This is a genomic window from Mycolicibacterium baixiangningiae, assembly GCF_016313185.1.
GTDB lineage: Bacteria > Actinomycetota > Actinomycetes > Mycobacteriales > Mycobacteriaceae > Mycobacterium > Mycobacterium baixiangningiae.
On the sequence record NZ_CP066218.1, the window covers coordinates 4,698,805 to 4,720,205 of the forward strand.

Below are 21,401 nucleotides of genomic sequence, written 5' to 3' on the forward strand. Positions count from 1 at the left end.
CGGTTCCCTGTCCACAGGATGAAAATCAGTGCACCGCGGTGTCGTGACGCCCGGTTACGGTGGCCGGGTCTCGAGCGATCCGGGGGAAGCCATGTCACTCAACGTGTGTCACATCTCGGTGCATGCCGACGAAGCGGACGGGGTGGACCTCACGCTGCCGGCGCGCCTGCCGTTGGCGGCGCTGATCCCGGACATCGTGCGACTGGTGGTGGCCGACCACACCGGGACACCGGGCCGGTGGCAGCTGGTCACCGTGGGCGGCACTGTTCTCGACGAAACCATCCCGTTGCAGGAGCACGGTATCCGCGATGGTGACCGGCTGCTGTTGAGTACCGCACAGCAGCATGTGCCGGTGTTCGGCCGAAGGGACCTCGTGACGACGGTGCTGGCGACGGCGCCCGAACCGGGCGACACGCGCGCGCTCCGGGTGACCGCCGGACTGGTCGCCGCGACGGCGGGGGCCGTGGCCTGTGTCGCGGGGCGCGGTGCAGTGACGGCATCGCTGATCACCGGGTGCGTCCTGCTGTGTGTGGTCGCCGGGGCCGCCGTCGCCGCGTCCCGCTCGGGGCGCGGGCCCTGGGTCTGCGGTCCGCTCGGGAGCCTCACCGTCCTCGTGGCGGCGCTGTGTGGAGCGCTGGTGGTTCCGGGACCGTTCGGCGCACCGCACGCCTTGCTCGCCGCGGCCACGACAGTCGCTGTCTCACTCGTCCTGCTGCGTCTCGAGGTGGGGTCCTCGGTCGCGTCGACCGCGTCGGCGTGCTGCGGTCTGCTGGCCGCAGCGGCCTTGTCCGGCGCGCTGCTGTGGCAGCTGCCGGCTCACTCGGTCGGCGTGGCGCTGAGCCTTCTCGCCCTCGGTGCGCTGAGCGTGGCGCCCCGGCTGTCGGTAATCCTCTCCGGGCTCGCCCCGGCACCCTCTCTGACCGACGAACCGCTCCCCGACGCGCAGCGGCGGGCGGATTCGGGCCATCGGGTGCTCGTGGGGCTCGTCGTCGGCGCCTGCGCGGCAGCGAGCATCGGCACAGCGGTCGTGGCCGTCCGGTGCCTGCGAGGTTCAGGGCATTGGCTGCCTGATGCGGCACTGTGCGCCGTCATCGGAACGGCGCTGCTGCTGCGGTCCCGCTGGTACGCCGCAGGCCGGTGCCGATGGGCACTGACGCTTTCCGGAATCTGCTCTCTGGCAGCTGGATTCGCGGTCCTGGCGGCACAGTACGGCCACTGGGCGGCGGTGGTGGCGATCTGCGCAGGCGTCACCGTGATCGTGCACGACGACTCCGGCGAAAGGTCACCGGTGGCATCCCGTTCACTCGAGATGTTCGAATACGCCGTCCTTGCCGCGGTGGTGCCGGTCGCCTGCGCGGCGCTCGACGTGTTCAGCCTGGTCCGCACCTCGAGCCTGATATGACCGCCAGGATCGCCGCGACCGCCCTCACCGGACTCGTCGTGGCAGCGGTGCCGCTGGCAACCGCACCGTGGGCGTCGGCGCTGACCCCTCCCCCCGTCGACGAGTCGTTCCTGCCCGCCGCGGCGCCACCGGCACCGCCACAGCGCACCGAACAGCGCGCGCAGTGCTCCGGCGCCGCCGAAGCCGGTGCGGCGGACCGGCCACCGGCCCCGGCGCAGCTGGACATCCTCGGCCTGCCCGGGGTGTGGTCGCTCACCAGGGGCGCGGGCCAGACCGTCGCGGTCATCGACACCGGTGTGGCCCGGCACCGACTACTACCCCGGCTGATACCCGGCGGCGATTACGTGTCGGCCGGCGACGGGACCGACGACTGCGACGGGCACGGCACCCTGGTGGCGGGGATCATCGCCGCGACAGGCGAATTCAGCGGTGTGGCGCCGGATTCCGCGGTGCTGGGCATCCGCCAGTCGAGCAACAAGTTCGGACCTGCCGACGAACCGGGCGCCACCGGATACGGCGACGTGCAGACCCTCGCGCGCGCCGTACGCGCCGCGGCCGATCTGGGCGCCACGGTGATCAACGTGTCGTCGGTGGCGTGCCTCGCGGCGGCGGACGCCCTCGACGACCGCGCGCTGGGCGCCGCGCTGTCCTATGCCGTCGACGTGCGCAACGCGGTCGTCGTCACCGCCGCAGGCAACGTCGGCGGACCGGGTCGGTGCCCCTCACAGAACCCGGCGGACGCCGACCATCCCGATTGGGAGACAATCGAATCCGTCGCGAGCCCGGCCTGGTACGACGACCTGGTGCTGACCGTGGGATCGGTGACTCCCGACGGTGCGCCGTCACCGTTCAGCCTCGCCGGTCCGTGGGTGGATGTCGCCGCACCCGGTGAGCAGGTCGTCTCGCTCGACCCCGACGGCGACGGGCTGGCCGACTCCCTGCCCACAGCCAAGGGCGCCGCGCCGATCACCGGGACCAGTTACGCCGCACCGGTGGTATCGGGTGTGGCCGCCCTGGTGCGCTCACGCTGGCCGCACCTGACCGCGCGGCAGGTGATGCAGCGCATCGAGGACACCGCCCACCCGCCGCCTGCCGGATGGAACCCCGTCGTCGGTCACGGCGTCGTCGACGTCTCGGCCGCGGTGAGCGGTGGCGCGCCCGCCGCGGCGGCCAACGAGCAGGTGCGGTCGGTGGCCGTGCCGCCGGACGTCCCGGACGATCCGCGACCCCGCCGGATCGCGATGGCGGGCGCGGGCGTCTGCGTCGCGATCGCGGTCCTCGTCGCGGTGAGCGCCTCATCGCGCCGGCGCGGCCGCTCCGACGGCGTCGCGCGCGACTGACGCTGCGGCACGGCTCAATTCGGGCCCGCGGGGCAGGCGCGCGAGCACAGGCCACGGCGCGGGCACCGGCGGCGTCCCCACCCCGAGATGGCGGGCGGTGTCGTCGTCGGGAACCCCGTACAACACGCCGAGGTCGGTCATCAAATGGCGCGGCTGCGCCTCGCCGCCGCTGCCGGTGACGCTGACCGGGCGGGTGAACACGCTGCGTCCAGTCGGCATCACGACGGCATCCACGTTCGGGCCCGCCCCGTCGGCCTGAGCGAGGTCGACGGCCGCCCTGGCCGGGAGCAGATCCGCGCCGTCGAGCAGCGTGGTCGTCACCTCGTCGCCGTCCCCTGCCCAGTGCGCGCAGAGCACGGACGGCTCCGCGGGCACCACCCGGCCGGGGTGTGTGCCGGTGGGCAGGGTGTCGATGACGCCGGCGGCGGCGATGGCGTCCGGGGCGACGGTCGGGATCTCCCCGCCCCGCTGCGCGACGCTGAAGCGGAGGAGGTCGGCGGTGACCTCGCCGATGCGCTGCACCCCGTCGGCCAGCACGACGTAGTACTCGGTGGTGTCCGCGCGGTACAAGCGGACGACGGTGCCCACGGCCATCCCGGTGAGTGCACCCGGCGCACCGGTGCGCGGCACCGTCGGGGCGGTGATCGGGGGGCTCTCGGGCAGCGCGTCGAGCAGGGCGCGCGACACCGGCCTCGGTGTCACGCCCTCGAGCCGCAGGGCCCGCACGACGGCGGTGTCGCGCAGGTCGACCACGGCCCGCCGGCCGCCGTACAGCAGGTAGGTGACCGCCGGGCCTTCCGATCGCGCGGTGACCAGCACGGCGCCGTCTCGGTGAAGCGAGCCCGCTGGTGACGGGCCCACCAGCACGGTCGTCGACCTCGCGGTGTCACAAACCGTCCAGCCGGCGTCCTCCGGCGACAACGCCGGGCCGATCGTGGCCGGCGCCCCGGCGATGCCGACCTGCGGCCCGCGCCGGGCGTCGGCCAGTGCCCGGGCGCCGACCGTCCGCGGATCCGCCGCAGCCCCGACGACCAGGCGGGCCGACGCGAGATTGGGCACCGGATGCAGGGTGTCGTCGATCCGGACGTACAGCGCGCCGGACCGCCCGTCCATCACGATCGCGGCGTCATCGAGGCCGGCTTGCGGGCGCAGCACCGCCAGGATCGCGCAGCCGGCCAGCATGATCGCCGCGAGCACCGCACCGGCCGCGAGCGCGATCGACTGGCCGCGCAACGGATCGTCGAGCATGCGGACATCCGCGCGGACCAGCGCATGCTCCATCCGGCGCATCAGGAATCGGTACCCGCTGACATGCAGCCGAGTGGTCGGTCGCCCCATGTCCACCCCCGAGGGGAGCGTAACCGCGCTCAGGGTGCCCCTTCGACGCTGATTTCCCGTCCGCCGCGTCGGTCGCCGGGCATACAGTGGATGACGGGTGGAGGTGGCTCGCGATGTTCCAGGCGGTGCGGCAGTACTGGCGCCAGCCCGAGCATTTCTATTGGCTCACCTCGTTCCTCGCGGCCCGCGACGCCCAGTCCGCGACGTGCCGGCTGATCGCGATGTTCGTCGCGACGCTCGGGGCGGTGCCGCTGGCCATGCAGTGGAGCGACGCCGGTCCACAGACGCCCCTCACCCGCGGCGTCGGCGGGGTGGTCACTGTCAGCTGCCTGGCGATGGCTGCGCTCTGGTTGCGCCGCCGCTGGCCGTCGCGACGGCAGTCGGCCCTCTTCGTGGCGGTGACGTCAGCGAACATCGCCGCCGGGTGCCTGATCATGTCCGAGCCGTCGGCCGGCCTGCTGCTGTCGACGGGGTTCGCGGTCCTCGGGGCCTACGTGGCGCTGTTCCACACCGTGCGCTACATCGTGCTGGTGTTCTCGGCGGCCGAATTCATCGGGATCGTCCTGGCCTTCCGGCTGGCCGAGACAGCGGATCCGATCTGGGCGGTGACATCGCTGGCCATCGTCCTAGTCGTCACCGTCGCCGTACCATTCGCCTGCCACCTCCTGCTGTACACGATCGACATCGACGTGGACAACGCCGACATCGATCCACTGACCGGGTTGCTCAACCGCGAGGCGTTCTATCGGGCCGCCGGGTTGATCGTCTCCCGCAGCCGCGACGACGACCGGCGGCTGGTGCTCGTGGTGATCAACCTCGACAACATGCGGTTGCTGGGCGAGACCGACGGTGAGCTCGCGTGCGAACGGGCCCGGGTGGCGATCGGTCAGACGCTGCGCGAGACCACCCGCCACAACGCGTTCGTCGCCCACACCGGTGACGACGAGTACCTGATCGCCGATACCTTTTCCACGACGGATTCCTTCCCGCTGGTCGAGCGGGTGCGTAAGGCGATCGCCGCGACACCGCCGCGGGTGACGGCCAGCATAGGCGTCGTCAGCACCCCGATGCGCGGGCTGGGCGCCTGCCCGCCGACGGATCTGCTCGACGAGCTGATCACGATCGCGACGATGTCGATGTACGACGCGCGTCGCGCGGGCGGCAACCAGGCGCGCTACGTGTCGTGCGACCGGCCGGCCGTGCTCGACCACGCCCGGCGCCTCGACACCGACGACCTCTAGGAGTCCTTGGCGCGCCGTTCGCGGTAGGCCGCCACGTGCTGGCGATTGCCGCAATTGCCGGTATCGCAGAACATCCGGGACCGGTTACGCGACCAATCCACCAGAGCCGCCTGGCAGTCCGGCGCCGCACACACCTTCAACCGCCGCAACTCCCCGCCGCGGATCAGGTCGGCGAGCGCCATCGCCATCTCGGCGCCCATCCGCTGCCACAGCGGGTCGTGGATCGAGGCCAGGTGCAGATGCCAGTCGGGCATCTCGGGGTGGCGGGTCAGCCACGGGGCGGCGCGGGTGTCCGACAGCAGTGCGTTGACCTGATCGACCGTGCGCTCCTCGTCGTCGGCCGCCGCCCAGATCTTTCCCAGCCGCCCCCGCAACCGGTGCACCGCGGCGAGTTCGGCGTCGTCCCGGTCGCGCCGTCCGGTCCAGCCGAAGCCGTCGAGGTACTCGTCGAGGGCAGCCAGATCCCCGAGCTGTTCACCGTCGACGCGATCGGTGTTGATCAGCACACACGCCGCCCGCAGCGTGACTTCCGTGTCATGAGTGAAATTCATTTGACTCATGACTCCCTCTGTCGATACCGTCACGACCAAAGCTCATTTTACTCATTACATCTCTCGGAGGTGGACATGGCCGCGCCCGGCACCCTCACGACACCGCGTGCCCCGGTCGACCAGTTCCGCGTCGGCCTGCTGCTCGCCGTCGGTTCGGCATTCGCCTTCGGCATGTCGGGACCGCTCGGTAAGTCGCTGATGGTCGCGGGGTGGAGCCCGACGGCGGCGGTGACGGCCCGGCTTGCCGGCGGCGCCCTCCTGATGGCGGTGTTCGCAACCGTCGCGCGCCCGGGTTGGGTGCGTGAGGCGGCAGCCCACTGGCGGACCGTCGCCGCCTACGGTGCCGTGCCCATCGCCGGCGCCCAGCTCTTCTACTACAACGCCGTGTCGCATCTGTCGGTCGGCGTCGCGCTGCTGCTGGAGTACACCGCCCCGCTCCTGGTGGTGGCGTGGCTGTGGGCGAGCACCCGGCGCAGGCCGTCGCGCCTGACGCTGGCGGGCGTCGCGCTCGCCGTCGCGGGCATCGTGCTCGTCCTCGGGCTCGTCGACAGCGGCGGCTTCGCCAGTGCGCATATCAACCTCACCGGCGTCGGCTGGGGTATGGCCGCCGCCGTGTGCGCGGCCTGCTACTTCGTGATGTCGGAGCGGGTCTCGACCGGTGAGGAGGACTCGGGCAGCGTCCATCCGATCACGCTCGCCGCGGCCGGCCTGGCGGTCGGTGGGGCGCTCACCGCGCTCCTCGGCGCCCTCGGCGTCATGCCGATGACGTTCACCGCGAACGACACCGTCATCGCCGGGTGGACCACCTCCTGGGTGGTGCCCGTGGTCGCGCTGGGGCTCATCCCGACCGCGATCGCCTACACGCTGGGCATCATGGGCATCGCCCGGCTGCGGCCGCGGTTCGCCTCGCTGGTCGGGCTCGCCGAGGTGTTGTTCGCGGTGCTGGCGGCGTGGGTGCTGCTCGGCGAATCGATCACGACGGTCCAGGCCATCGGCGGCGCGGTCGTGCTCGCCGGCCTGGTCCTGGCGCGGCAGGCCGACCGGAACGATGCGCGTGACGCCGCAGGGCGCGACCTCGTGGCCGAGGCGATGTGGCCAGAAACACCGGGCGGTAAGCACCCGGGTGCAGATTCTGTTGGTTCTAGCTAGCCCATCTATGTGATCATGTGCCGGTGAACCTGCTTCGCGCCGGCGCCCGGCTGGCCGCCACCGCTGTCTCCGTCGTATCCGCCGGTGCGCTCCTCACCGCGGCCCCCGCCGCCGCGCAGGGCTGTTCCGACGTCGAGCTGATCTTCGCCCGCGGAACCAGCGAACCCCCCGGTATCGGCCGGGTCGGTCAGGCACTCGCCGACGCGATGCGGCCCATTCTCGGCGGCCGGACGCTGAGCACTTACGGCGTGATCTACCCGGCCACTTACGACTTCCTCAACGCCGGCTCGGGCGCCGCGGACGCGACCGCGCGCATCGCGTCGGTCTCGGCGCAGTGCCCGGGCACCCGGTTCGTGCTCGGCGGCTACTCCCAGGGCGCCGCAGTGGTCGACATGCTCGCCGGGGTACCGCCGCTGGGCAATCGGATCGGTGACATCGGTTCGGCGCCTCCGCTGCCCTCGAACTACGTCGGCGACGTCGCGGCGGTGGCGGTGTTCGGCAACCCGGCGGCCAAGTTCGGCAACCCGGTCTCGGCGCAGGGGCAGTTCGCGGGCCGCAGCCTCGACCTGTGCAGCGACGGCGACCCGATCTGCTCGGACGGCCGCAACCCGTTCGCTCACACCCACTACGAGTCCTCACCGTTCATCGGCCAGGCCGCAGGATTCGCCGCCGGCCTCGTGTGACGATGGCGTCGGTTAAGATCGACGGGGTGCATGATCATTCTGCGTCGGCCCGCTGGGCCCGCCGGTGTCTGACGCTCACCGCATGCGTGCTCGTCGCGGCCGGATTGCTCGCCGCTCCCGCGTTACTACCCCCCACCGCCGCGGTCGCCTCGGCGCAGTCGTGCCCGCAGGCCGAGTTGATCTTCGCTCGCGGCCGCACCGAGTCCCCGGGCGCAGGCGTGATCGGCAATGCGCTCATCAGCGCGCTGCGCGACAAAACCGACAAGGACATCGACCTCTACTCCGTGCAGTACCCGGCGGACACCGAGATCGATGTGGGCGCCAACGACATGAGCTCGCGCATCCAGGACATGGCGGGACGGTGCCCCGACACCCGGCTGGTGCTGGGCGGCTACTCGCTCGGCGCGGCCGTGACCGACATCGTGCTGGCCGCACCGATCGCCGCGTTCGGGTTCGAGAAGCCTCTTCCGCCCGGGATGGACCGGCACATCGCCGCGGTCGCGCTGTTCGGCAACGGCGTCGCATGGGTCGGGCCGATCACCAACTTCAGCCCGCTCTACCGCGAACGCACCATCGAGCTGTGCCACGGCGCCGACCCGATCTGCAGCCCGGCCGACCCGAACACCTGGGAGGGCAACTGGCCCGACCACGCGGCCAGGGCTTACGTCAGCGCCGGCATGGTCAACCAGGCCGCCGACTTCGTGGCCGGCCGTATCTGACCCGGATCGCTAGTCGATGACGCGCAGGTCCCGGGTCACCAGCGTCCGCGCCGCCAGTTCGGCGTCCGGCGGATAGTCGACGCCGACGAGCGTGAGGCCCTGCGGCGGGGCGGCCGCGAACTCGCTGGACCGGCGGGTCGCGGCGAACAGCCCTGCGCACCACCCGGGGTCGCGCCGGCGCTCCCCCACTGCGATCAGCGCGCCGACGAGCGAACGCACCATCGACCAGCAGAACGCGTCGGCCGTGACGTGCGCGGTGACCAGATCGCCGTCCCGCGTCCATTCCAGGCGTTGCAGGTCGCGAATCGTCGTCGCGCCGTCGCGGTGCCGGCAGAACGCCGCGAAATCATGCAGGCCCACGAGTTCGCGGCCGGCCGCATTCATCGCGTCGACGTCGAGTGGGCGCGGCCACGGCGTGACGAAACGGGCCATCTGCGGCTGCACCCCGTACGGCGCGGTGCCGAGCCGGTAGGTGTAGTGGCGGCGCAGCGCCGAGAACCGGGCGTCGAATCCCACCGGCGCGCGGGTGATGTCGCGGACCCGGACGTCCACAGGCAGGAACCGCCCGAGTCTGCGCACCAGCGGCAGGAATTCGGGCTCGGCCGGACGGGCAGTGCGTGGATAGGCGTGCGCCAGCGCATTTTCCGGTACGTCCACATGGGCGACCTGGCCGGTGGCGTGGACACCCGCGTCGGTGCGCCCGGCAGCCCGCACCGCCAGCGGCAGGCGGAAGACCGTCGTGAGTGCCTCGTCGATCAGCCCCGCGACCGTGCGCTGACCGGCTTGGGTGGCCCAGCCGGCGAAGTCGGTGCCGTCGTAGCTGACATCGAGCCGAAGACGAACCAGCCCGCCACTCCGTGGAGTGACGGGCTGGTCTGCGCTCATGTCGCTAGGACTTGTCAGCGTCCGAACCCTGGGTGGGATCGTCGGTTTCGGTCGACCGCGACGCCTCGGTGGCCGTCGTGTCCTCGGCGTCGGAGACCACATCGGCCTCCGGACCGTCGGCTGCCTCGGGCTCGACAGCAGCCTGCGGTGCAGCGGCGGCGGCGACCTTCTGGGACGCATCCGCACGGCGAGCGCGGTTGGCCTCCGACGTCACCGTCTTCTCCCGCACCAGCTCGATGACCGCCATCGGGGCGTTGTCGCCCTTGCGCGGCTCGACCTTGATGATGCGGGTGTAGCCACCCGCACGGTCGGCGAAGAACGGGCCGATCTCGGCGAACAGGGTGTGCACGACATCCTTGTCCCGGATCTTCTTCATCACCTCACGCCGGTTGTGCAGCGTGCCTTTCTTGGCGTGCGTGATCAGCTTCTCGGCGTACGGACGCAACGCACGCGCCTTCGGCTCGGTGGTCTTGATGCGGCCGTGCTCGAACAGCGAGGTGGCCAGGTTGGCCAGCAGCGCCTTCTGGTGCGAGGACGACCCGCCGAGGCGAGGACCCTTGGTGGGCTTAGGCATTTTGAACCTCAGGCATTGCGACTGTCTCCTAAATGGGGCCGGTCCCCGTATCAGGTAGGACCGGGACGGATCTCTTTCGAGATTGGGGGTTAGAGCTGTTCGGTTTCGGCGAAGTCCTGGTCGGTGTCCAGGTCGTAGCCGGCGTCGCTGTTCCAGGTGCCGGTGGCGGCGTCATAGCCGGCGACCTCGGACGGATCGAACGTGGCCGGGCTGTCCTTGAGCGACAGACCGAGCTGATGCAGCTTGATCTTCACCTCGTCGATCGACTTCTGACCGAAGTTGCGGATGTCCAGCAGATCGGACTCCGTGCGGGCGACGAGCTCGCCCACGGTGTGCACACCCTCGCGCTTGAGGCAGTTGTACGACCGCACCGTGAGGTCCAGATCGTCGATCGGCAGCGCGAAGCTGGCGATGTGGTCGGCCTCGGCGGGCGACGGCCCGATCTCGATGCCCTCGGCCTCGACGTTGAGCTCACGCGCCAGACCGAACAGCTCGACCAGCGTCTTGCCCGCCGAGGCGAGCGCGTCACGCGGGGTGATCGAGTTCTTGGTCTCGACGTCGAGGATCAGCTTGTCGAAGTCGGTGCGCTGCTCGACACGGGTGGCCTCCACCTTGTAGGTCACCTTCAGCACCGGCGAGTAGATCGAGTCGACCGGGATACGGCCGATCTCGGCGCCGGACGCCTTGTTCATCACGGCGGGCACGTAACCGCGGCCACGCTCGACGACCAGTTCGACCTCGAGCTTGCCCTTGTCGTTCAGGGTGGCGATGTGCATATCCGAGTTGTGCACCGTCACGCCCGCCGGCGGCACGATGTCGCCCGCGGTGACCTCACCGGGACCCTGCTTGCGCAGGTACATGGTGACCGGCTCGTCCTCTTCGGAGGACACGACCAGGCTCTTGAGGTTCAGGATGATGTCGGTGACGTCTTCCTTCACTCCCGGAACGGTGGTGAACTCGTGCAGCACACCGTCGATGCGGATGCTGGTGACCGCTGCGCCGGGAATCGACGACAGCAGCGTACGCCGGAGCGAGTTGCCCAGCGTGTAGCCGAAACCGGGCTCCAGCGGCTCGATGACGAACCGAGAGCGGTTGTCGGCAACCGCTTCTTCGGACAGGGTGGGGCGCTGAGAGATCAGCATGTGTTTTTCTCCTTCTTCACGACACCCGCTATTTGATGCCGCGTATCCCGACCGCCATCTGGGCGGTGCGGGTCCTACTTCGAGTAGAGCTCGACGATCAGCTGTTCGGTGAGCGGCACGTCGATCTGCGCGCGCTCGGGCAGCTGGTGGACGAGGATGCGCTGGCGTTCGCCGACGACCTGCAGCCACGACGGGATCGGACGGTCACCCGCGGTCTCCCGCGCGATCACGAACGGATCGGTGTTCAGCGACTTGTCTTTGACGTCGATGATGTCGTACTGCGCCACCCGGTAGCTGGGGATGTCGACCTTGACGCCGTTGACGGTGAAGTGGCCGTGGCTGACGAGCTGGCGGGCCATCCGGCGGGTGCGCGCCAGGCCGGCGCGGTACACGACGTTGTCCAGCCGGCTTTCGAGGATGCGCAGCAGGTTGTCACCGGTCTTGCCGGCCTGCCGGTTGGCCTCCTCGTAGTAGAGACGGAACTGCTTCTCCATCACGCCGTAGGTGAAGCGGGCCTTCTGCTTCTCCTGCAGCTGGGTGCGGTACTCGCTCTCCTTGGTCCGCGCGCGGCCGTGCTGACCGGGCGGGTAGGGGCGCTTCTCGAACGATTGATCACCACCGACGAGGTCGACGCCGAGGCGGCGCGACTTGCGGGTGGCGGGTCCGGTGTAACGAGCCATGAGTCCTTGTTCTCCCTAAATCCCTAGACCCGGCGCCGCTTGGGCGGGCGGCAGCCGTTGTGCGGCTGCGGCGTGACATCGGCGATGGCGCCGACCTCGAGGCCGGCGGCCTGCAACGAGCGGATGGCGGTCTCGCGGCCCGAACCCGGACCCTTCACGAACACGTCGACCTTCTTGACGCCGTGCTCCTGAGCCTTGCGGGCGGCGTTCTCGGCGGCCAGCTGTGCGGCGAACGGGGTCGACTTACGCGAGCCCTTGAAGCCGACGTGACCCGACGACGCCCAGGCGATGACGTTGCCCTGCGGATCGGTGATCGACACGATCGTGTTGTTGAACGTGCTCTTGATGTGCGCGGCGCCGTGCGGGACGTTCTTCTTTTCCTTGCGGCGCGTCTTCTGCCCCTTCTTCGCGGAGGAAGTGGCGGCTTTCTTCGGTGGCATCTACTTACCTGGCCTTCTTCTTACCGGCGATGGTGCGCTTGGGGCCCTTGCGGGTACGCGCGTTGGTCTTGGTCCGCTGGCCGCGCACCGGCAGGCCACGACGGTGCCGCAGACCCTGGTAGCAGCCGATCTCGATCTTGCGACGGATGTCCGCCTGCACCTCGCGGCGCAGGTCGCCTTCCACCTTCAGGCTCGCCTCGATGTAATCGCGCAGCTGCGTGACCTGATCGTCGGTGAGGTCCTTGGTGCGCAGATCCCGGTCGATACCGGTCGCCTCCAGGATCTCCTGGGAGCGGGTACGGCCAATGCCGTAGATGTAGGTAAGAGCGATCTCCATGCGCTTGTCGCGCGGGAGGTCTACGCCCACTAGTCGGGCCATGGGTATGCCAATCCTTCTTCTTCGCGGAGGTCTGTTCCCAGTCCGTTCCCGCCTCGATGGCGGGGCCCGGCCTCCGTCCGGGCGTGTCCGAGCAGCACTGCATCGTCTTTTTTGGCGCTCGCGCGCCGGGCAGCTCGGTGGTACTGGGAGGTCATCATTGAGTTGTCTTCAGGGTGTGGCCGGCGCTGGGCCGGGCCGCGATCAGCCCTGCCGCTGCTTGTGGCGCGGGTCTGAGCAGATCACCATGACCCGCCCGTGCCGACGGATCACCCTGCACTTGTCGCAGATGGGCTTGACGCTCGGGTTCACCTTCACGGCGTGCAGATCCTTCTTGGTCCGTCACCGGCGCGTTGGTGCTCGCCGGCGTCTCGTTGGTCGTCTTGTCTGGGTTTACTTGTACCGATACACGATGCGGCCCCGGGACAGGTCGTACGGAGATAGCTCCACCACGACGCGGTCCTCGGGCAGGATGCGGATGTAGTGCTGCCGCATCTTGCCGCTGATGTGGGCGAGAACCTTGTGACCGTTCTCCAGCTCAATGCGGAACATCGCATTGGGCAGGGGTTCGACCACGCGACCCTCGACCTCTATGGCACCGTCTTTCTTTGCCATAACTTTTCGGAGATCCTCCGTTGTCTTCTGGTTGTTCGGCGCCCGCCGCCGCGATCGACGACGTTGTGCACTGGCACGGTTGGGCCCCGACCACGAAACGTGAGCCGGTAGTCGGATATTCCGGGAACCAGGGGCACGCAAGAAGTCGGCGCGATACCGCACCGTTGGTCAATACTACCCGCTGCGTGGGCTGCCCCAAAATCCGCGCGAATTGCCGCATCCACCGGGGCCCACAACCGCGAGAATGGACTCGACGATACCCGCTCGCGGGCGCCCTCCGAAGGGACTCACTTACTCGGGGACCCGGCCGCCGACGGCGAGTCACCGACCTCTTAGGCGTGGTACCGACGTTTGGCGGCCGTTCCACCGGGCACGCGACACGTAGGTGGTCGTGGGCTGATGCCGACACCGCGACCGGTCAGGGGAAGACGTCATGCACGCAATGGTTTACCACGGCCCGGGTCGGCGCTCGTGGGAAGAAGTGCCCGACCCGGCCATCGAGCGGGCCACCGACGCCATCGTGCGGGTTGATGCCGTCACCATCTGCGGCACCGACCTGCACATCCTCAAAGGCGACGTGCCCGAGGTGGAGTCCGGCCGCATCCTCGGTCACGAAGCGGTGGGCACCGTTGTGGACGTCGGTTCCGCCGTCGAACGTCTCGCCGTCGGCGACCGGGTGCTCGTGTCATGCGTCAGCGCCTGCGGCAGTTGCCGATACTGCCGCGGCGGCGAGTATGGACAGTGCCTGGGTGGCGGCGGGTGGATCCTCGGCCATCTCATCGACGGGACCCAGGCCGAATACGTCCGCGTGCCCTTCGCCGACAACTCCACCCACAAGGTCCCCGAAGGGGTGAGCGACGACCAAATGGTCATGCTCGCCGACATCCTCCCGACCTCCTACGAAGTGGGGGTGCTCAAGGGCGCGGTGCGGCCCGGTGACGTCGTCGCCATCATCGGCGCCGGCCCGATCGGTCTGGCGGCCATCCTGACTGCCCGCCTCTACAGCCCCCGCCAGATCGTCGTGATCGATCTTGCCGAGAGCCGCCTCGACGCGGCGAAGAAGTTCGGTGCGGACGTGGGGATCAACTCGGGTTCACAGGATGCGCGTGCAGTCATCCACGAAATGACCGGCGGCCTGGGCGCCGACGTGACGATGGAGGCGGTGGGCATACCCGCGACGTTCGAGCAGGCGGTCTCGTGGGTGCGGCCCGGCGGGCACGTGGCCAATATCGGCGTGCACGGCGCACCGGCGACCCTGCACCTGGAAGACATCTGGATCAAGAACCTCACGATCACCACCGGACTGGTGGACACGCATTCCACGCCGACCTTGATCGGGCTGGTGGCAGGGCACCGGCTCGACACCTCGCCGATGATCACTCACCGCTACGGGATGGACGAATTCGAAAGCGCCTACGACGTTTTCAGTCGGCCATCCGACACCGGAGCACTGAAGGTACTGCTGACCGCTTCCCGGCCCTGATGGCCGCCCCGACGCCGGTCGCCGCTGACTCCCATCACGGACTGCCCGTTCACGAGGTGGTCCTGATCATGCAGACCGACGTGCACCGGGGTCTGTCCGATGCGGTCGCGCAGGATCGTCTGAACCGGTTCGGGCCCAACGCACTTCCGTCATCGCAGGGTGCCGGATTGCTGATCCGCATCCTGCGACAGTTCCACCACCCGCTGATCTACGTGCTGCTCGCGGCCGGGGCCGTGACGGCGGCGTTGAGCGAATACATCGACTCGGCGGTCATCTTCGGTGTGGTCATCGTCAACGCCGTCGTCGGCTTCATCCAGGAATCGAGGGCGCAAGCCGCGCTGGCCAGCCTGCAGGCCATGGTTCACACCGAGGCCAAGGTGGTCCGCGACGGCCAGGAGCGCACGGTCGCCTCCGATCAACTGGTGCCCGGGGATCTGGTGTTGATCGAAGCCGGAGACAAAGTGCCGGCTGACCTTCGGCTGCTCCGGACGACCGAACTGCAGGTGGACGAGTCCGCGCTGACCGGTGAGTCGCTGCCGGTCGCCAAGGACGTGGCGGCGCTGCCCGCGGCCACCCCGGTGGCCGACCGGCGCAACATGGCCTACTCGGGCACTTTGGTGACGGGAGGCGCTGGGGCCGGCGTCGTCGTCGCCACCGGTTCAGAGACCGAGATCGGCGAAATCCACCGCCTGGTCGGAGCCGCCGAAGTGCTCGAGACACCGCTGACCGCCAAGCTCGCGTGGTTCAGCAAGGTTCTCACGGTGGGGATCCTCGCGCTGGCCGCCGCGACGTTCGCCCTTGGCCTGTTGCGCAGACAGGACGCGGTGGAGACCTTCACCGCGGCCATCGCGCTCGCGGTCGGCGCGATCCCGGAAGGTCTGCCTGCCGCCGTCACGATCACCCTGGCCATCGGTGTCGGGCGAATGGCGAAGCGGCGGGCGGTCATTCGTCGTCTCCCCGCCGTCGAAACGCTGGGCAGCACCACCGTCATCTGCAGCGACAAGACCGGCACCCTCACCGAGAACGAGATGACGGTGCGCGAGATCTGGACAGCGGACGGGTCGGTGACGGTGACCGGGGCCGGCTACGCACCCGAGGGCGAGCTGCTGCGGGCCGACGGGCAGCCCGTCGCGATCGAGGGTGACGCCGCCTTGGGCTGGTCATTGCGGGTGGGTGCGGCATGCAACGACGCTGCACTGGGATTCGACGGCGAGCGTTGGCACATCACCGGTGACCCGACCGAGGCGGCGATGCTCGTCGTCGCCGCGAAGGCCGGTCTGCCCGCGGACCGGATCGCCGGGGAACTCCCCCGGGTCGAGGCGATCCCGTTCACCTCCGAACGGCAGTACATGGCGACGCTGAACGAGTACGGCCGGGAACACGTCGTGTTGGTCAAGGGTGCCGTGGAACGCTTACTCGACATGTGCGCCACCGTGATGGCCGCCGACGGGTCGGCGCGCCCGATCGACCGCTCCACGGTGCTGGGCGCGGCTGACCGACTGGCGGCCGAGGGTCTGCGGGTCCTGGCGTGCGGCGTGTGTACGAGCGTCGATCCGGAACGCTTCGGCGACGACCAGCTGACCGGCTCGGTGACGCTGACGGGTCTGCAGGCCATGCTGGACCCGCCGCGCGAGGCCGCCGAGCGGGCGGTGGCGGCGTGTCATTCGGCGGGCATCGCGGTGAAGATGATCACCGGTGACCACGCCGGCACGGCCTCCGCGGTCGCCGAGAGCGTCGGGCTGCTCACCCGTGCGGAGGCCGGCCGGCGGGCGGTGCTGACCGGCGCGGAGGTGGCCGCCCTGCCCGCCGACGAACTGCCCGGTGCGGTGGAAAGGGCCAGCGTCTTCGCCAGGGTCTCACCGGAACAGAAGCTGCGGCTCGTCGATGCCCTGCAGGACACCGGAAACGTCGTCGCGATGACCGGGGACGGTGTCAACGACGCTCCCGCGCTGCGTCAGGCCGACATCGGTGTCGCGATGGGCCGCAGCGGGACCGAGGTCGCCAAGGAAGCCGCGGACATGGTCCTCACCGACGACGACTTCGCCACCATCGAGGCCGCCGTGGAAGAGGGGCGCGGGGTCTACGACAACCTCACGAAGTTCATCACGTGGACGTTGCCCACCAACATCGGTGAGGGCCTGGTGATCCTGGTGGGCATCGCGCTGGGCGCCGTGCTGCCGATACTGCCCACCCAGATCCTGTGGATCAACATGACCACCGCGGTCGCGCTCGGGCTGATGCTGGCCTTCGAGCCCAAGGAGGCCGGGATCATGACGCGCCCTCCGCGCGACCCGGCCGAACCGCTTCTCACCAGAAGGTTGGTGGTGCGGATCCTGTTGGTGTCCGCGCTCCTGGTCGCCGGGTGCTGGTGGCTGTTCGAGTGGGAACTCGACCGAGGCGCCACTCTGCCCGAAGCCCGCACGGCGGCTTTGAACCTGTTCGTCGTCGTCGAGGCGTTCTACCTGTTCAGTTGCCGCTCCCTGACCCACTCGGCATGGCGCATCGGGCTGTTCACCAACCGTTGGCTCATCGTGGGTGTCGCGGTCCAAGCGCTCGCCCAACTCGCGATCACCTATCTGCCCGCCATGAACGCGGTCTTCGAAACGGCCCCGCTGGACGTCGACACCTGGCTGCGCATCTTCGGCGTCGCCCTCCTCAGCAGCGTGGTGGTCGCCGCGGCGAAGGGCCTGCGGACTCGCACCTAGACCTCACGATCCCACGGTCACGGCGGTATTGGCTGGACGACTGGCGCATACTTGATCCCGATGACAGGCCCCGCCGCGGTACCCCGCAAACCCGTGATCCTCACCGTCGACGACGATCCGGCGGTCTCGCGCGCGGTCGCGCGCGACCTGCGCCGTCACTACGGCGAACACTTCCGGATCGTGCGCGCCGAATCCGGCCCGGACGCGCTCGAGACGCTCAACGAGCTGAAGCTGCGCGGCGAGACCGTCGCGGTGTTCGTCGCCGACTACCGCATGCCGCAGATGAGCGGCATCGAGTTCCTCGAAGAGGCGATGGACATCTTCCCGATGGCGCGCCGGGTGCTGCTCACCGCGTACGCCGACACCCACGCCGCGATCGACGCGATCAACGTCGTCGATCTGGACCACTACCTGCTCAAGCCGTGGGACCCGCCGGAGGAGAAGCTGTACCCGGTGGTCGACGCGCTGATCGAGGCCTGGCGCGAGACCGGCGACCGGGCCATCCCGCACACCAAGATCATCGGCCACCCGTGGAACGCGCGGTCCTCCGAGGTGCGCGAGTTCCTGGCCCGAAATCGCCTGTACTACACATGGTTCCGGGCCGACGAGCCGAGGGGCGCCAAGCTGCTGGAGGCCGCCAAGCTGGACGGCCTGACGCTGCCTGTCGTCATCACCGAGCAGGGCGAGACGCTGGTCGACCCGTCGGATGCGGATCTGGCCGCCACCCTCGGGCTGACCACCACGCCGGCCGAGGACTTCTACGATCTCGTCGTCATCGGCGGCGGGCCCGCCGGTCTGGCCGCCGCGGTGTACGGGGCGTCCGAAGGCCTCAAGACGGTGCTCATCGAACGCACCGCCACCGGCGGGCAGGCCGGGCAGAGTTCTCGCATCGAGAACTACCTCGGCTTCCCCGACGGATTGTCGGGTACACAGCTCGCCGAGCGGGCGCGCAGGCAGGCCGAGAAGTTCGATGCGGAGCTGATCACCGCCGCCGAGGTGACCGCGCTGGAGATCGACGGGTCAGCCCGCACCGTCCGACTGTCCGACGGCCGCTCGATCGGCGCGCGCTCGGTGATCCTGGCGATGGGCGTCGAATACCGCCAGCTTCCGGCCGAGGGGTGCGACGGATTGACCGGTGCGGGGGTGTACTACGGCGCCACCGCGTCGGTGGCGTCGGACTGCGACGACGACGAGGTGTATGTGATCGGCGGCGCGAACTCCGCCGGTCAGGCCGCGATGTACCTGTCGCGCACCGCCAAGAGGGTCACGATCGTGAGCCGCAGACGGCTCGAGGATTCGATGTCGTACTACCTGGTTCAGCAGATCAGGGCCAACGACAAGATCCGCGAGATGCCGAACACCGTGGTGCATGCCGTCAAGGGCGACGGCCACCTCGAGGGCATGTGTCTGCAGAACACGCAGACGGGCACGCGCGAAGACGTCACCTGCGGCCGGATGTTCATCTTCATCGGCGCCGAACCGCGCACCGAGTGGCTCGACGGCATCGTGGTCCGCGACGACCACGGATTCATCCTGGCCGGGCCGGATCTGCGCGACATCTCGGGCTGGACGCTGGATCGCCCGCCGCACCACCTGGAAACAAGTGTGCCCGGTGTGTTTGTTGCAGGTGATGTGCGCGCGGAATCCGCCAAGCGGGTGGCCGCTGCCGTCGGCGAAGGGTCGATGGCGGTCATGTTGGTGCACCGTTACCTGGCGGAAGCCTAGAAGGGTCGAGGAGACGGACATGGGTGAAAAGTGCCTGGCCCACGAATTGCGCACGCTGTTCCTGTTTGAGGCGCTGACCGACGAACAGCTGGACATGCTGTGCGCGGACGGCCACATCGAGACGTTCCCGACCGGTCCGCTGTGCACCGAAGGTGACCCGGCCACCTGCTTCTACGTGATGATCGACGGCGAGCTGGTGATGTCGAAACGCTCCGGTGGTGCGGACATCGAGACCGGCCGCACCTCCCAGCGCGGCGTGTACTGCGGCGCCTGGTCTGCGTACGTCCCGGGCGAGGAGCATGTCTACGAGGCGTCGGTCCGGTTGACCACACCGTCGCGGTTCTTCGTGCTCGACGCCGACGCGTTCGCCCGGTTCATGCAGTCCCAGTTCCCGATGGCCGTCCACCTGCTCGAGGGCCACCGCGTCGGTGGGCGCAGGCAGCATCAGATCATCGGCCAGCGGGAGAAGCTGCTGGCGCTGGGCACCATCACCGCCGGACTGACCCACCAGCTCAACAACCCCGCCGCCGCCACCGCCCGGGCCGTGGCGGATCTGCAGGAGGGCGTCGGCAAGATGCGCCACAAGCTGGCCATGCTCGCCGACGGCAAGTTCAGCCCGGAGGCACTGCGGGTGCTGGTGAAGATCCAGGATCAGGTGGCCGAGCAGGTCGCGAAGTCCAGGAGCCAGGATCTGACGGCGCTGGAGACCTCCGACCGGGAGGAGCTGATCGGTGACTGGCTCGACGACCACGGGATCGCCGGCGGCTGGGACTATGCCCCGACCTTCGTCGAGGCGGGTCTCGACATCGACTGGCTCGAGCGCATCTCGGCTTCGGTCGACGACGCCATGGACGGCGACGGTTCGGCGTCCCTGCAGAGCGCCATCGGCTGGCTGAAGTACACGATCGACACCGAACTGCGGATGAGCGAGATCGCCGAGGCGAGTAAACGCATCTCCGCGCTGCTGGCCGGCGCGAAGCAGTATTCGCAGATGGACCGCGGCGCCTATCAGAGCGCCAACGTGCACGAACTCATCTACAGCACCATCAAGACGATCTTCGGCGACAAGATCGGCAAGGACAAACCGGTCCGGCTGGTGTGGGAGAAGGACACCTCGCTGCCCGAATTGCTCTGCTACCCAGGCGATCTCAACGAGGTGTGGACCAACCTGATCCAGAACGCGATCCAGGCGATGGGCGGGCACGGCACGCTGACCGTACGCACCATACGGGAGAACGACGAGCGGGTGCGCATCGAGATCTGCGACGACGGGCCGGGCATCCCCGAGGACATCGTCGGCCGCATCTTCACCCCGTTCTTCACCACCAAACCGGTCGGCGAGGGTACGGGGCTCGGTCTCGATCTGGCGCGCCGCATCATCGTCGAGAAGCACCACGGCGACATCCGCGTCGAATCCCGGCCCGGCGACACCCGCTTCATCGTCTGTCTGCCGCTGCAGGCGCCGGCCACCGCGGAATAGCCTGCGCGGCGCCGTAACGTTGAAGCCCTCATGACAAAACCCCATCTGGGCACGTACGGCGTCTTCACCTCCGGCGTCACGCCCGCACAGGCCAAGGACATCGAGGCGCTCGGCTACGGCGCCGTCTGGGTGGGCGGTTCTCCGCCCGCCGAACTGGACTGGGTCGAACCGATCCTCGACCAGACGACGACGCTGCAGGTGGCCACCGGCATCGTCAACATCTGGACAGCGGCCGCCGGTCCGGTGGCGGAGTCCTTCCACCGCATCGAGGCCGCACATCCCGGCCGGTTCCTGCTCGGGATCGGCGTGGGTCACCCCGAGGCACACCAGCAGTACCGCAAACCGTTCGAGGCGCTCACCGAATACCTCGACGCGCTCGATGAATACGGGGTGCCCCGGGACCGGCGGGTGGTGGCCGCCCTCGGACCCAAGGTGCTCAGACTCTCCGCTGACCGCGCCGCGGGCGCGCACCCCTACCTCACCACGCCGGAGCACACGGCGCAGGCACGTGAGGTGGTGGGACCGGAGGCGTTCCTGGCGCCCGAACACAAGGTGGTCCTCACCACCGACGCCGAGCGGGCCCGCGCGGTCGGCCGCAGGACGCTGGAGGTGTATCTGAACCTCGTCAACTACGTCAACAATTGGAAGCGTCTCGGATTCAGTGATGAAGATGTGGCGAAACCGGGTAGTGATCGGTTGGTGGACGCCGTCGTGGCCTACGGCACCGTCGACGCCATCGCGGCCCGGCTGAAACAGCATCTCGATGCCGGCGCCGACCATGTGCCTGTGCAGGTGCTGACCGGACCTGACAAGCTGGTGCCCGCGTTGGCCGACCTGGCCGGACCACTCGGCCTGCAGTGACGATCGAAGGAA

General features: G+C 69.2%; 21 protein-coding genes. 11 read left to right on the forward strand and 10 right to left on the reverse strand.

The window, feature by feature from the left end; all coding sequences use genetic code 11:
• Positions 1–28 precede the first annotated feature (28 nt).
• Together eccD and mycP are read left to right on the forward strand one after the other, a co-directional pair.
• Positions 29–1,402 carry a type VII secretion integral membrane protein EccD gene (gene eccD / locus I7X18_RS22190; RefSeq protein WP_232375303.1) on the forward strand — a complete coding sequence of 458 codons (1,374 nt, stop codon included), beginning with the start codon at positions 29–31 and terminating at the stop codon, positions 1,400–1,402.
• Positions 1,399–2,742, forward strand: coding sequence for a type VII secretion-associated serine protease mycosin (gene mycP / locus I7X18_RS22195; protein WP_193046140.1), 1,344 nt, complete (start codon positions 1,399–1,401; stop codon positions 2,740–2,742). The genes eccD and mycP overlap by 4 nt, the downstream gene beginning before the upstream one ends.
• Here mycP and eccB read toward each other — a convergent pair.
• Entirely contained in the window at positions 2,698–4,080 is a 1,383-nt protein-coding gene (gene eccB, locus I7X18_RS22200) for a type VII secretion protein EccB (protein ID WP_193046141.1), read from the reverse strand. The two genes, mycP and eccB, sit on opposite strands and share 45 nt — an antisense overlap.
• Positions 4,081–4,193: 113 nt before the next feature.
• Here eccB and I7X18_RS22205 point away from each other — a divergent pair, with 113 nt between their 5' ends.
• Positions 4,194–5,321: a GGDEF domain-containing protein gene (locus I7X18_RS22205; RefSeq protein WP_193046142.1), complete on the forward strand. Its 1,128-nt coding sequence runs from the start codon at positions 4,194–4,196 to the stop codon at positions 5,319–5,321.
• Here I7X18_RS22205 and I7X18_RS22210 read toward each other — a convergent pair.
• On the reverse strand, positions 5,318–5,872 hold the full coding sequence (locus I7X18_RS22210; RefSeq protein ID WP_193046143.1) for a CGNR zinc finger domain-containing protein: 555 nt from the start codon (positions 5,870–5,872) through the stop codon (positions 5,318–5,320). The two genes, I7X18_RS22205 and I7X18_RS22210, sit on opposite strands and share 4 nt — an antisense overlap.
• A 75-nt stretch (positions 5,873–5,947) precedes the next feature.
• Here I7X18_RS22210 and I7X18_RS22215 point away from each other — a divergent pair, with 75 nt between their 5' ends.
• Genes I7X18_RS22215 through I7X18_RS22225 form a run of 3 tightly spaced genes read left to right on the forward strand, consistent with a single transcriptional unit; the run spans position 5,948 to position 8,423 of the window.
• Entirely contained in the window at positions 5,948–7,021 is a 1,074-nt protein-coding gene (locus I7X18_RS22215) for an EamA family transporter (protein ID WP_193046144.1), read from the forward strand.
• A gap of 17 nt (positions 7,022–7,038) precedes the next feature.
• Positions 7,039–7,704 carry a cutinase family protein gene (locus I7X18_RS22220; protein WP_193046145.1) on the forward strand — a complete coding sequence of 222 codons (666 nt, stop codon included), beginning with the start codon at positions 7,039–7,041 and terminating at the stop codon, positions 7,702–7,704.
• A gap of 2 nt (positions 7,705–7,706) precedes the next feature.
• Positions 7,707–8,423: a cutinase family protein gene (locus tag I7X18_RS22225; protein ID WP_193046146.1), complete on the forward strand. Its 717-nt coding sequence runs from the start codon at positions 7,707–7,709 to the stop codon at positions 8,421–8,423.
• 9 nt (positions 8,424–8,432) lie between these two features.
• Here I7X18_RS22225 and truA read toward each other — a convergent pair whose 3' ends face one another.
• The 8 genes from truA to infA form a co-directional block, all read right to left on the reverse strand.
• A complete protein-coding gene (gene truA, locus I7X18_RS22230) occupies positions 8,433–9,308 on the reverse strand; it encodes a tRNA pseudouridine(38-40) synthase TruA (protein ID WP_193046147.1) in 876 nt (291 codons plus the stop codon).
• Between the two features lie 4 nt (positions 9,309–9,312).
• A complete protein-coding gene (gene rplQ / locus I7X18_RS22235; RefSeq protein WP_193046148.1) occupies positions 9,313–9,882 on the reverse strand; it encodes a 50S ribosomal protein L17 in 570 nt (189 codons plus the stop codon).
• An 89-nt stretch (positions 9,883–9,971) separates the two neighbouring features.
• Positions 9,972–11,024 carry a DNA-directed RNA polymerase subunit alpha gene (locus I7X18_RS22240; RefSeq protein WP_193046149.1) on the reverse strand — a complete coding sequence of 351 codons (1,053 nt, stop codon included), beginning with the start codon at positions 11,022–11,024 and terminating at the stop codon, positions 9,972–9,974.
• A 74-nt stretch (positions 11,025–11,098) separates the two neighbouring features.
• Complete coding sequence (gene rpsD / locus I7X18_RS22245; RefSeq protein ID WP_193046150.1) at positions 11,099–11,704, reverse strand: 30S ribosomal protein S4; 606 nt, start codon at positions 11,702–11,704, stop codon at positions 11,099–11,101.
• Positions 11,705–11,727: 23 nt separating this feature from the next.
• Positions 11,728–12,144, reverse strand: a complete 417-nt coding sequence (gene rpsK / locus I7X18_RS22250; protein WP_193046151.1) for a 30S ribosomal protein S11 — start codon at positions 12,142–12,144, stop codon at positions 11,728–11,730.
• A 4-nt stretch (positions 12,145–12,148) separates the two neighbouring features.
• Positions 12,149–12,523: a 30S ribosomal protein S13 gene (gene rpsM / locus I7X18_RS22255; protein ID WP_193046152.1), complete on the reverse strand. Its 375-nt coding sequence runs from the start codon at positions 12,521–12,523 to the stop codon at positions 12,149–12,151.
• Between the two features lie 201 nt (positions 12,524–12,724).
• Positions 12,725–12,838 (reverse strand): 50S ribosomal protein L36, encoded by a 114-nt coding sequence (rpmJ, locus tag I7X18_RS22260; protein WP_003879483.1) that lies wholly within the window; start codon positions 12,836–12,838, stop codon positions 12,725–12,727.
• Between the two features lie 75 nt (positions 12,839–12,913).
• Positions 12,914–13,135, reverse strand: a complete 222-nt coding sequence (gene infA / locus I7X18_RS22265) for a translation initiation factor IF-1 (protein WP_003418601.1) — start codon at positions 13,133–13,135, stop codon at positions 12,914–12,916.
• 433 nt (positions 13,136–13,568) lie between these two features.
• Here infA and I7X18_RS22270 point away from each other — a divergent pair, with 433 nt between their 5' ends.
• The 5 genes from I7X18_RS22270 to I7X18_RS22290 are packed head-to-tail and all read left to right on the forward strand — an operon-like array spanning position 13,569 to position 21,389.
• A complete protein-coding gene (locus I7X18_RS22270) occupies positions 13,569–14,618 on the forward strand; it encodes a zinc-dependent alcohol dehydrogenase family protein (RefSeq protein WP_193046153.1) in 1,050 nt (349 codons plus the stop codon).
• Complete coding sequence (locus I7X18_RS22275; RefSeq protein ID WP_193046154.1) at positions 14,618–17,323, forward strand: HAD-IC family P-type ATPase; 2,706 nt, start codon at positions 14,618–14,620, stop codon at positions 17,321–17,323. The genes I7X18_RS22270 and I7X18_RS22275 overlap by 1 nt, the downstream gene beginning before the upstream one ends.
• A gap of 60 nt (positions 17,324–17,383) precedes the next feature.
• Positions 17,384–19,048 (forward strand): NAD(P)/FAD-dependent oxidoreductase, encoded by a 1,665-nt coding sequence (locus I7X18_RS22280; protein ID WP_193046155.1) that lies wholly within the window; start codon positions 17,384–17,386, stop codon positions 19,046–19,048.
• A gap of 19 nt (positions 19,049–19,067) precedes the next feature.
• A complete protein-coding gene (locus I7X18_RS22285; protein ID WP_193046156.1) occupies positions 19,068–20,528 on the forward strand; it encodes an ATP-binding protein in 1,461 nt (486 codons plus the stop codon).
• A 30-nt stretch (positions 20,529–20,558) separates the two neighbouring features.
• A complete protein-coding gene (locus I7X18_RS22290; protein WP_193046157.1) occupies positions 20,559–21,389 on the forward strand; it encodes an LLM class F420-dependent oxidoreductase in 831 nt (276 codons plus the stop codon).
• Positions 21,390–21,401 lie beyond the last annotated feature (12 nt).